Raw genomic sequence first — 12,067 nt, forward strand, 5'->3', positions numbered from 1 at the left:
CCGTCCTTCATCGAGGACGAAGCGGGTCAAAGAGCGTACCACAGGGCCCGCGCCGGGCCGGCGCGCCGTCTGTCGGGCGCCGGCAGGTCTTAGAACTCGAACGCTACGCGCGAATCGACGACCGAGATGCTCGCCTGTCCGCCTTCCGTCTCGGGCGGCTGGATGCGATAAGTGAGCGTGTACAGCGCCGCACCGTCGCTTTGTATCGCGTCGATATTGACGCTGTCGGAGGATATGCCGTTGGGCCGCGTCGAGAGCGTGCTGCGCACCGACCAGCTACCGTCGCCGTTGGGCCAGGCTTCGTGCGCGGTCTTGTTGCCGGTGAACAGGACGGTCTTGTCGGGGAAGGCGGCTTGATTGTTGAATTCGAAGAAGGCGTTGATGCCGTTCTGGTTCATGCAGCGGCTCACGCCCAGCGCCAGGGCGTCGCCGCCGGGGCCCTCAGGGAAGCCATCGCGAAAGCTCTTGAGCGTCGGGGCGGATTCCCCGCCGCTGGTGCCGATGAGCGTACCCTGCATGTAGTAGGTCGCGCGGCCCACGTCCACTTCCATGGTCCTGGACAACCAGGGCTTGCTGCCGGCGCCGTCGTTCAAGACGTAGTCGGAAATCGTGCCGCGTTGCGCATCGATGACCTGCTGCGGATTGAATTCGGTCGATACGAGATTGCCGTTGGGTGAGTTCCGCACCACGCCGCGGTCGTCGGTTTCTCCTGGCGGGCCGAGGATGAGGCGGGCTGCGCTGGGCGGCACTTTGTCGAGCGTGATTTCCGGGCTGTTGCCCAGGCTCTTGGCGATATTGCGCGCTACGTCGGCCGAGCGGCCGGCCTGCACGGCCACGGCCTCGACCAGGGCGAGGTGGACCATGCGCGATTGCACCGACAGCCGCGTGTCCTTGGACAGGCTCAGGCTGGAAACCAGCTGGACGCCCTCGGGGCCGGTGAAGAGCGTGAGCAGGGCCTCGGCTTCTTCCCGGCTGTAGGACGACACCGCGACGCGCGACATCTGGTCGAGCATCTCGTAGGTGAAATCGCCGCCGCTCAGGCTGCCCGATTCCCACATTTCGTTGCCGTGTATCTTCATCTTCTCCATGCCGTCTTCGAAGGCGGTCAAACCTTGTTTGAGGCCTTCGATGGCCCGGCCCGGGTTGCCCTGCTGCAGGCCTTGCGCGACGCCGCGCATGGCCTGGCCGGCCTCCAGGTAGGCCTGCACCTGCACCGGGTCGATGCGGCGACTGGCGGCGATGGCGAGCAGTTCCGCCTTGACGCCGGGAGGAATGGTGGTGGAACGATCGATGAGCTGCAGCGCCTTGATGTGCTCGTCGATGGCGCGGGTCACCTGGACCTCCAGCCGGGGCAGAAGCGCCTTGACGGTGGACTCGGCGTCGGCGGCGCAGCCCAACTGGTTTTGCAAGGCCGGGATGTTGTAGCCCAGCCCTTCGGTCATGTTGTTGGAGATCGACTTGAGCACGCTGTCGGGCAGCGGCGGCAGGCCCGCCTCGTCGGTGGCCGCCTTGGCCAGCCGGCACAGCATGGACTCCGGATTCTTGCGATCCATCGGCGCGACCATGCTGTCGGTGATGGCCATTTCCTTCAGATGCTTGGCGATGCCTGCGTCGCCCTGCTTGAAGGTGGAGTCCGGGAGTCTGGTCAGGAACTCGCCGATCTTGTCCAGCGTCATGCCGGGCACTTTCATCAATTCTGCGACTTGCGCCTCGTAAAGGTTCAGCGCCTTTTCCGCCGCGTCGGCGATCTGCCGGTTGCTCAACTGGCCTTGGGCATACTCGGGCATGGCCTTGCAGTTCTCCCGGACCAGGCGTTCGAGAAAGCGCGCCGACTTGCCATCGACCATGCCTTGCCAGTTCGGGTTGTCGCCGCCGAGCTTCATGCCGCGTTCCAGGCAGATGCCGATCATGTCGGTCTCGCCCCGGCCGCGGCCGCCGCCCGATAGGCCGCTTTCCAGGAAGCGCGTGATGTGCTGGTTGTTCCAGGAGCGATTGCTGGCCTGGGCTTTTTCGGCGGACTGCAGCATGTTGCTGACGGCGCGGCCGGTCAGGGGCGCGCCGTCGGTCTGGTTCAGATCGCGCATCGCCATATTGGCGATGTGATCGCCGTATTTGGCGCGCATGTCCGTCGTCAGGCCGGCCAGGATCTGGCGGTTGTTGGCCTGATATTCGCCCAGGCGCACGGGATACGACTCGCACTCGGCGCGCGCCTGCTGCAACGAACCGAGCTGGCCCAGCAGGGGCACGCTGGAGAGCGCGGCCTTGAACTTGGTCCAGTTGCTCGGGGGATCGAGCGGCTTGGTCAGTTCGTAGTTGTCTCTTTTGCCCTGGCTCAGGACCTGGTCGAGATCCGTGCCCTGGCGAACCAGATTGCGGCTGAGTGCATCGAGATTCATGGCGCGCTCCTGCGGCGGGGTCAGGCGTAGGTCGGGGGGAGAGTCGAGTCGGTCATGGCCATGGCGGGGGAGACCGGCGCGGCCTGCCTGGCCTGGGCGATGCGGCGCGTCCAGCGTTCGGCCTGATTGGCGAAATTCTCGACCACGGTTTCGAAGGCATGGCTGTCGAGTTCGGTCACCGAGCAGGGGTAGGTGAGGATGATGCCGCCCGTGCCTTCCTCCAGGCACAGGGTGGCGCCGCGGGTGCGATGCCAATAAAGATTGGCGGCCAGCAGTTCGCGCAGCAGCGGTTCGGCGCCTTCGGACGGCAGTTCGTCCAGGTAGCAGGACAGGACCAGGCGCTCGGTGCCGGGGTCGTATTCGATGTTCAGGATCAGGTTGTCGTCGAACACCAGCACGCAGCTTTGCGTGGCGGCGTCCAGGGCCAGGGGGCCGACGGTGAGGGTATTGCCCAGGTCGGCCAGCAGGCGGCTGGCCAGATCTCGTTTGTCCATGAACAGGCTCCGGATAGGCTGCCGGCTAGCGTGCCGGCGCATGCCCCGTGAGTAACCGACCGCGGCGCGAGGTTCCAATGCCGGCGCGGCGCCGTACGGGCGCTGGGCGGGGCCGCCCGACCAGGGGGCGCCCGGCTGAGGGCGTCGAGCTGGGGGGGCGACAGCCCGGGCTTGCATCTTTCTTAAAGCGCAATCCTGGGGTTATTACCGAGCCGCCGCGCGGCGATGATCTAGAATGGGTTTTTAAGGGCCACTTCCTCGTCTATGAACGCCCCACTCGCCAGCCAAATCCTCGCCTCGGTTCCGCCGGCTCCCGGCGCGCGCTTGCGCGAAATCCCTTACAACTACACCTCGTTTTCGGACCGCGAAATCGTCTCCCTGTTGCTGGGCGAAGACGCCTGGCAGTTGCTGAGCGACCTGCGCGGCGAGCGCCGCACCGGCCGCTCCGCGCGCATGCTCTACGAGGTGCTGGGCGATATCTGGGTGGTCAAGCGCAATCCGTATCTGCAGGACGATCTGCTCGACAATCCCAAGCGCCGCCGGCTGTTGATCGAGGCCTTGCATCATCGCCTGGGCGAGATCGACCGCCGCCGCACGCCGTCCTCGGACAGCGTCGACACCCAGCGCGACGGTCGGGTGGTCGACCTGCTGGTCCTGGCGCGCGGCGCAGTGCTCGATTTCGAGCGCCGCTTCGACGAGACCCTGTCCCTGCGCCAGCAGGCGCAGCGCGTGCTGGGCCGCTGCACGGCGCGCGACAACATCAAGTTCGACGGCCTGTCGCGCGTGGCCCATGTCACCGACGCCACCGATTGGCGCGTCGAATATCCCTTCGTCGTGCTCACGCCCGACAGCGAAGACGAAATCGCGCCGCTGGTGCGCGCCTGCATCGAGCTGGGCCTGACCATCGTTCCGCGCGGCGGCGGCACCGGCTATACCGGCGGCGCCATTCCGCTGACCTGGCGCTCGGCCGTCATCAACACCGAAAAATTCGAGGCCCTGGGCCCGGTCGAGCAGACGCTGCTGCCCGGCCTGGACGCGCCCGTGGCGACCGTGCTGGCCGGCGCCGGGGTGGTCACCAAGCGTGTGGCCGAGGCGGCAGAGCACGCAGGCTTCGTCTTCGCCGTCGATCCCACCTCGGCCGAGGCCTCGTGCGTGGGCGGCAACATCGCCATGAACGCCGGCGGCAAGAAAGCCGTGTTGTGGGGCACCGCGCTGGACAACCTGGCCTGGTGGCGTATGGTCGACCCCGACGGCAACTGGCTGGAAGTCACGCGCCTGGGCCACAATATGGGCAAGATCCACGATGTGGACGTGGCGCGATTCGAACTCAACTGGTTCGACGGCAGAGGCAAGCCGGGCGGCAAGCCGATCAAGACCGAACTGCTGGAAATCGCGGGCCGCGTGTTCCGCAAGGAAGGCCTGGGCAAGGACGTCACCGACAAATTCCTCGCGGGCCTGCCCGGCGTGCAGAAGGAAGGCTGCGACGGCCTCATCACCTCGGCGCGCTGGGTGCTGCACCGCATGCCCAAGCACACGCGCACGGTCTGTCTGGAGTTCTTCGGCCAGGCGCGCGACTCGATTCCCTCTATCGTCGAGATCAAGGGCTACCTGGACGGCGAAGGGCAGGCGCGCGGCGCCATCCTGGCCGGCCTGGAGCACCTGGACGAGCGCTACCTGCGCGCGGTCGGCTACGCCACCAAGAGCAAGCGCGGCGTGCTGCCCAAGATGGTGCTGATCGGCGATATCGTCGGCAACGACGAAGACGTCGTGGCCGCGGCCGCGAGCGAAGTGGTGCGCCTGGCCAATACCCGCCACGGCGAAGGCTTCACCGCCGTCAGCCCCGAGGCGCGCAAGAAATTCTGGGCCGACCGTTCGCGCACGGCCGCCATCTCGCGCCACACCAACGCTTTCAAGATCAACGAAGACGTGGTGATCCCGCTGCCGCGCATGGGTGAGTACACCGACTACATCGAGCGCTTCAATATCGAGCTGTCCACGCGCAACAAGCTGCGCCTGCTCGACGAACTCGATGCCTACATCGCCGACTCGCTCTCCCCGAGCGCCGCCGCCAGCGACGACGATGACGACACGGGCCTGACGGCCGAGGTGATCGACGAGCGCCGCGGCCAGGCCGTGATGCTGCTCGACGGCGCGCGCCGCCGCTGGCAGTGGTTGCTCGACAACCTGGACATGCCGCTGGCGCAGGCTTTGCCCGAGCTCGATTCTCTGGGCCTGGGGCACCTGCATGCCGAACTGGCCGACCGCCTGGCGCGGCTGCCGCAGGTGCGCGTGTTCGACGTCGTGCAGGACCGCACGGTGCGCGTGTCGTGGAAGGCCGAAGTGCTGGCCGGTCTCGTCAGCCTGTTCCCCGGCGATGCCTGCAAGAAAATCATCGACGATCTGCGCGCCATTCATGCGCGCGTGCTCAAGAGCCGCGTGTTCGTCGCGCTGCACATGCACGCCGGCGACGGCAACGTGCACACCAACATCCCGGTCAATTCCGACGACTACGAGATGCTGCGCGAGGCCAATGAAACCGTGGCGCGCATCATGCAGGTGGCGCGCGACCTGGACGGCGTGATCTCGGGCGAGCACGGCATCGGCCTGACCAAGTACGAGTACCTGACCGAGGCCGAACTCAAGCCTTTCCAGGACTACAAGCGCCGCGTCGATCCTGCCGGGCATTTCAATGCCGGCAAGCTCATGCCGGGCGCCGACCTGCGCCGCGCCTGGACGCCCAGCTTCAGCCTGATGGGCTACGAATCGCTCATCATGCAGCAAAGCGAAATCGGCCAGATCGCCGATTCGGTCAAGAACTGCCTGCGTTGTGGCAAGTGCAAGCCGGTGTGCGCCACGCACGTGCCGCGCGCCAATCTGCTGTATTCGCCGCGCAACAAGATCCTGGCGACATCGCTCTTGATCGAAGCCTTCCTGTACGAAGAGCAGACCCGCCGCGGCGTGAGCCTTAAGCACTGGGAAGAATTCGAAGACGTGGCCGACCACTGCACAGTTTGTCACAAGTGCCTGAACCCCTGCCCGGTGGACATCGACTTCGGCGACGTATCGATGAACATGCGCGCGCTGCTGCGCCGCATGGGGCACAAGTCGTTCAATCCCGGCACGACCGCGGCCATGTTCTTCCTCAATGCAAAGGACCCGGCCACCATCAACGCCACGCGCAAGGCCATGGTGGGGGTGGGCTACAAGATGCAGCGCGCGGCGCACGATTTCCTCAGTTCGTTCACGCGCAAGCAAACGGCGCGTCCGCCGGCCACGGTGGGCAAGCCGCCCATCCGCGAGCAGGTGGTGCACTTCGTCAACAAGCGCATGCCCGGCGGCCTGCCCAAGCAGACGGCGCGCAAGCTGCTGGACATCGAGGACGCGGACTACGTGCCCATCATCCGCGATCCCAAGTCCACCACGGCCGACACCGAGGCGGTGTTCTACTTCCCGGGCTGCGGTTCCGAGCGCCTGTTCTCGCAGGTAGGCCTGGCCACGCAGGCCATGCTGTGGCATGCGGGCGTGCAAACGGTGCTGCCGCCGGGTTATCTGTGCTGCGGCTATCCGCAGCGCGGCAACGGCATGAACGACAAGGCCGAGAAGATCATCACCGACAACCGGGTGTTGTTCCACCGCGTGGCCAACACGCTCAATTACCTCGACATCAAGACAGTGGTGGTGAGCTGCGGCACGTGCTACGACCAGCTTGCGGGCTACGAGTTCGAGAAGATCTTCCCGGGCTGCCGCCTCATCGACATCCACGAATATCTGCTCGAAAAAGGCATCAAGCTCGACGGCGTGACGGGTCAAAAGTACATGTATCACGACCCCTGCCACTCGCCGATGAAGCTGCAGGATCCGATGAAGACGGTCAAGGCACTGGTGGGCGACGGCACGATCAAGACCGACCGCTGCTGCGGCGAATCGGGCACCCTGGCGGTGACGCGTCCCGATATCTCGACCCAGGTGCGTTTCCGCAAGCAGGAAGACCTGATGCAGGGGATGGAGAAGCTGGGCGTCGCGGTGGGTTCTACCGAGGCGGCCGGGCAGGTCAAGGTTCTGACCTCCTGCCCGTCGTGCCTGCAAGGCCTGTCGCGCTACGAAGAAGACACCGGCGCCCAGGCCGATTACATCGTGGTCGAAATGGCCCGCCATATTCTGGGCGAGTCGTGGATGGAAGACTACGTGCGCCAAGCCAACCTGGGCGGCATCGAACGGGTGTTGGTCTGATCGATCGGCGCTGTCTGTCTGGAGCCTGTTGACGCGGAAAAGCGCCGCACCTGCGTGTCGACAGGCCTCAGGCCTTCTTCTTCGTCTCTTGACGCAGCCAGTCGATAAATGCTTCGACCGGCTTGCGCCGCGCGTGCTGCGCGGGATACACCAGAAAATGCGCTTGGACTCTGATGCATTTTTCGAGCCCGAGAACCGGGCGCAACAGCCCCTTGGCCAGGTGTTGCGCGCCGATGGTCGTGCTCTCCAGCGCGACGCCCAACCCCTGTGATGCCGCGTCCAGAGCCATCTGGGCCCGGTCGAACCGCGCCGCGAACCGCCCTGGCGCACGTTGGTCGGTCACGGCGGCGAACCAGTCCGGCCATTGAACGACGCTGACGGTGCTCTGGATCAGCGGCGCGTCCATGAGCTGTTCGGGGCGCCGTAAACGACGCGAGCGGATGAAGTCGGGGCTGGCCAGCGGGGCGATCCGTTCTTCGAACAGGGGCTCGACCGTGAGATCGGGCCACTGGGGTATTCCGTAGCGGATGTCCACGTCGACCTTTCCCAGCGTGAAATCGCTATGCGTCGGCGTTGCCGACAGGTTCAGGACGATCTCGGGATGCGCCTGCGTGAAGGCCTGCAGCCGGGGAACCAGCCACAGACTGGCGAAGCTGGGCGAGGCATGCACGTAGAGACTGTTTTTCACGCCGTGCTGCAGATCGTCGCTTGCCGCGACGATGGCGGACAGGGCGCCGCCGATGCGCGCCATATAGCGCGATCCGGCCGCGCTCAGCTTGACGCCATGGGCGTCGCGTTCGAAAAGGCGCACGCCGAGCTGCGCCTCAAGCCGCGAAATCTGATGACTTATCGCGGAGGCCGTGAGGTGCAGCTCGGCGGCGGCGTGCATGAAACTGCGCCGCCGGGCCACGGCCTCAAAAGCCAGAAGATTCGCAATAGGAGGAACGACGGCCATGGGGAGAGTCCGGTATTACATGACGATATGTCATCTTAGGCTGATGATAATTCGCTTGTCATCATGTTCCTGATCCCACAACATCTGCCTCATAAATAAAAGCAAGCGGACGCCAGTCCTCGATCACAAGGCAGGAGACAAACCATGGCCGCGATGGCGGATTTCACGTGCTGTCTGTTGGACATCGGACCCCTTTGTACCGGCGTCGCGCATTCCTGCGCCTCGCAGGGCTTGCGGGGTAACGGATGAGTTCCCTCTCCCTGGAGCAAACTGTCGTCGAGCAGGACGACTCGGCGTTCGCGCGCGCCGAAATCTGGCTGGGACGTTGCATCGAAATACCCGCCGCCCTTCTGGTGCTGGGCGAGGTGCTCGTGCTGCTGCTGGGCGTGGTGATGCGCTTTGTTCTCGACAAGCCGCTGCCCTGGTCCGATGAGCTGGCATCCATCCTGTTTCTCTGGCTGGCCAACCTGGGCGCGGCCGTGGCACTGCGGCACGGCACGCACATGCGCACTACGTTTCTGGTGTCGCGCTGGGGGCCGCGGGCCCGGGCCTGGGCCGAGGTCCTGGCGATCGCTGTGCCGTGTCTATTCCTGATGCTGCTGATCGGTCCCATGACCCAGTACGCGCGGGACGAATGGATTGTGCAGACTCCCGCCCTGTCGCTGCCGGACACGGTGCGCGCTGCCGCGGTGCCCGTGGGCGGGGCGCTGATGATCGCCATCAGCCTGCTGCGCCTGGCGCGGCGCGGCCTGGCCGATCTAATCGGCATGGCTGCACTTCTTGCCGTCCTGGCGGGTGCGCTCTATCTCGGTGCGGGTTGGCTGCAGGGCATAGGCAACTGGAATCTTTTCATTTTCTTCGTCCTGATGGTGGGCGCCTGCGTGCTGCTGGGCGTGCCCATCGCGTTCTGCTTCGGGCTGGCGACGGTGGCGTTCATGCTGTGCACGACCTCGGCGCCGTTGGCCGTGGTGAGCGGGCGCATGGACGAAGGCATGAGCTCCCTGATCCTCTTGGCCGTGCCGCTGTTCATATTGCTGGGCCATTTGGTCGAGATGACGGGCATGGCCCGCGCGATGGTCGATTTCCTCGGCTCGCTGCTCGGGCATGTGCGGGGCGGCCTGAACTACGTGCTGCTGGGCGCCATGCTGCTGATCTCGGGCATATCCGGCGCCAAGACCGCCGACATGGCCGCGGTGGCGCCCGTGCTGCTACCCGAAATGAAGCGGCGCGGCAGCGACGAAGGCGAGTTGATTGCCTTGCTGGCGTCGTCCGGCGCCATGGCCGAGACGATTCCGCCCTCGTTGGTGTTGATCACTATCGGTTCGGTTGCAAGCATCTCCATTGGCGCGCTATTTACCGGCGGCGTCATGCCCGGCGTGGTTCTTGCCGTAATGCTGGCTATTCTGGTGCGCTTTCGCAGCGTCGAACCCGAACAGGGCCTCAAGCGCGCGTCGGCCAGGATGGTGGGGCGTGCCTTCGTCGTCGCCTTGCCGTCGCTGGTGCTGCCTTTCCTGATACGCACGGCAGTCGCCGAGGGCGTGGCGACCGCGACGGAGGTCTCGACCATCGGCATCGCCTATACGGTGGTCGTCGGCCTGCTGGTCTACCGCCGCTTCGATTGGAAGCGCATTTATCCGATGCTGGTGGACACGGCTAGTCTCTCCGGCGCCATCCTTTTCATCATCGGCACGGCCACGGGCATGTCCTGGGCTTTGACGCAGTCGGGTTTCGCCCAGTCCCTGGCGCACCTGATGACCGGCATGCCCGGCGGCAAGTACGGCTTTCTCATTGTGTCCATCGTGGTGTTCGTGGTGTTGGGCAGCGTGCTCGAAGGCATCCCGGCGATGGTGCTGTTTGCGCCGCTGCTGTTTCCCGTTGCCAGAGAGATGGGTGTGCACGAGGTGCACTACGCGATGGTGGTGATCCTGGCCATGGGCATCGGCCTATTCATGCCGCCCTTCGGCCTGGGCTATTACGCGGCTTGCACCATCGGGCGCACAAACCCCGATGCCGCGATGCGCTGCATCTGGCCCTACCTGGGGGTTCTTCTGGTCGGCCTCTTGCTGGTCGCCTTCGTGCCCTGGTTTTCCATCGGGCTGCTGCCTTCTTCGCCTTGAGCAAGATTTTCTTTTCCATCGGGGATAGACGATGAACGAATTGGTTCCGGCGCTGCGGGAGCGCGCCTACCGCATACGCCGCTACGCTTTGCGCATGGGCGAGGTTCAGGGCCAGGGCTATATCGGCCAGGCGCTCGGCTGGGCCGACGTGCTGGCGGTCGCCTACGGCCATGCCTTGAACTACCGGGCCGACGACCCGGACTGGGAGGAGCGGGACCGCTTTCTGCTCTCTCACGGTCACTATGCAATCGCCTTCTATGCCGCGTTGATCGAGGCCGGCATCATCAGCGAGAGCGAACTCGAAACCTACGGCAGCGACGACAGCCGTCTACCCATGTCGGGCATGGCCGCCTACACACCCGGCATGGAAATCTCCGGCGGCTCGCTGGGCCAGGGGCTACCCATCGCAGTCGGCATGGCATTGGGCCTGCGTCGCAAAGGCAATCCGGCCTTTGTCTACAACTCGATGTCGGACGGCGAGCTGGATGAGGGCTCCACCTGGGAAGCCGCCATGGCTGCCAGCCATCACGGTCTGGGCAACCTCGTCTGCCTGGTCGACATCAACAATCAGCAGGCCGACGGCCCTTCGAGCAAGGTGCTGGGATTCGAGCCGCTGGCGGACAAGTGGTCCTCTTTCGGCTGGCATGTACAGCGCGTGGATGGCAACGATCTACCGGCGGTGCTGCGGGCCTTCGACTACGCGCGCTGTTTAGGCGAAGGCAGGCCGCGCGTGATTCTATGCGACACGCTCATGGGCAAGGGCGTGCCTTTTCTGGAAACGCGGGAAAAAAATCACTTCATCCGCGTCGATCCGCCGGAGTGGCGCAAGGCGCTGGAGATACTCGATCAGCTGCAGGCCGAAGGAGCGCGCAAATGAGTGCCGTCGAGAAGAAACCCCGCCTGACGACGTCGGCGATGATCGCTTCCATCGCCGGCGAAGGACAGCGCACTCAGGCGGCGCCGTTCGGCAAAGCCCTGGTGGCGCTGGCCGAAACGCGGCCCGACGTCGTGGGCATGACGGCCGACCTGGCCAAATACACCGATCTGCATCTGTTCGCCCAGGCCTATCCCGAACGCTTCTTTCAGATGGGCATGGCCGAGCAGCTGCTGATGGGCGCGGCCGGCGGCATGGCCAAAGAAGGCCTGACGCCGTTCGCGACCACCTATGCGGTGTTCGGAACGCGGCGCGCCTACGACTTCATTCATCAGGTGATCGCCGAGGAGCACCTGAACGTCAAACTATGCTGCGCGTTGCCGGGGCTGACGACTGGCTATGGGCCCAGCCATCAGGCCACCGACGACATCGCCATGATGCGGGCGGTGCCGGGGCTCACGATCGTCGATCCGTGCGATGCCCTGGATACCGAGCAGGCCGTGGCGCAGATCGCCGCCCATGACGGTCCGGTCTACATGCGGCTGCTGCGCGGCCAGGTGCCGCTGGTGCTGGATGAGTACGACTACAAGTTCGAGTTGGGCAAGGCGAAGCTGCTGCGCGACGGCGACGACGTGCTCGTCATCTCCAGCGGGATCATGACGATGCGGGCGCTGGAGGCCGCGCAGGCGCTTGCGCAGGACCGCATTGGCGTGGCCGTGCTGCATTGTCCGACCATCAAGCCCCTCGACGAGGCGGCCATCATCGAAGCGGTGCGCTACCGCCACCGGCTGGTGGTCGTGGCCGAGAATCATTCGGTGGTCGGCGGCCTGGGCGAAGCGGTGGCCGGCGCACTGTTGCGGCAGCGCGTGCAGCCCGCGGGATTCCAGCTGGCCGGCCTGCCCGACGCCTTCCTGGACGCGGGCGCCTTGCCGACTTTGCATGACCGCTACGGCATCAGCTGCGATGCGCTGGCATCGCGCATCAAGAACTGGCTGGGGTGA

Annotated in this window: 7 protein-coding genes; 4 read left to right on the top strand and 3 right to left on the bottom strand. The window is 65.3% G+C overall.

The window, feature by feature from the left end:
- Positions 1–89 precede the first annotated feature (89 nt).
- Together ACTHJ1_RS09005 and ACTHJ1_RS09010 are read right to left on the bottom strand one after the other, a co-directional pair.
- Positions 90–2,396, bottom strand: a complete 2,307-nt coding sequence (locus ACTHJ1_RS09005; RefSeq protein ID WP_440190884.1) for a hypothetical protein — start codon at positions 2,394–2,396, stop codon at positions 90–92.
- A 20-nt stretch (positions 2,397–2,416) separates the two neighbouring features.
- Positions 2,417–2,890 (bottom strand): type III secretion system chaperone, encoded by a 474-nt coding sequence (locus ACTHJ1_RS09010; protein ID WP_440190887.1) that lies wholly within the window; start codon positions 2,888–2,890, stop codon positions 2,417–2,419.
- 264 nt (positions 2,891–3,154) lie between these two features.
- Here ACTHJ1_RS09010 and ACTHJ1_RS09015 point away from each other — a divergent pair, with 264 nt between their 5' ends.
- The gene (locus ACTHJ1_RS09015) at positions 3,155–7,120 is read left to right on the top strand and encodes a DUF3683 domain-containing protein (RefSeq protein ID WP_440190890.1); all 3,966 of its coding nucleotides are present in this window, start codon (positions 3,155–3,157) and stop codon (positions 7,118–7,120) included.
- Between the two features lie 67 nt (positions 7,121–7,187).
- Here the strand turns inward: ACTHJ1_RS09015 and ACTHJ1_RS09020 are convergent, their stop codons facing one another.
- Positions 7,188–8,075, bottom strand: coding sequence for a LysR substrate-binding domain-containing protein (locus tag ACTHJ1_RS09020; RefSeq protein ID WP_440190893.1), 888 nt, complete (start codon positions 8,073–8,075; stop codon positions 7,188–7,190).
- Between the two features lie 245 nt (positions 8,076–8,320).
- Between ACTHJ1_RS09020 and ACTHJ1_RS09025 the strand changes: the two genes are divergently transcribed.
- Genes ACTHJ1_RS09025 through ACTHJ1_RS09035 form a run of 3 tightly spaced genes read left to right on the top strand, consistent with a single transcriptional unit; the run spans position 8,321 to position 12,067 of the window.
- On the top strand, positions 8,321–10,192 hold the full coding sequence (locus ACTHJ1_RS09025; protein WP_440190896.1) for a TRAP transporter large permease: 1,872 nt from the start codon (positions 8,321–8,323) through the stop codon (positions 10,190–10,192).
- Positions 10,193–10,223: 31 nt separating this feature from the next.
- A complete protein-coding gene (locus ACTHJ1_RS09030; protein WP_440190899.1) occupies positions 10,224–11,069 on the top strand; it encodes a transketolase in 846 nt (281 codons plus the stop codon).
- The gene (locus tag ACTHJ1_RS09035) at positions 11,066–12,067 is read left to right on the top strand and encodes a transketolase family protein (RefSeq protein WP_440190902.1); all 1,002 of its coding nucleotides are present in this window, start codon (positions 11,066–11,068) and stop codon (positions 12,065–12,067) included. The genes ACTHJ1_RS09030 and ACTHJ1_RS09035 overlap by 4 nt, the downstream gene beginning before the upstream one ends.

Origin of the sequence: Bordetella sp. (assembly GCF_051960075.1) — a bacterium.
Lineage (GTDB): Bacteria > Pseudomonadota > Gammaproteobacteria > Burkholderiales > Burkholderiaceae_B > Bordetella.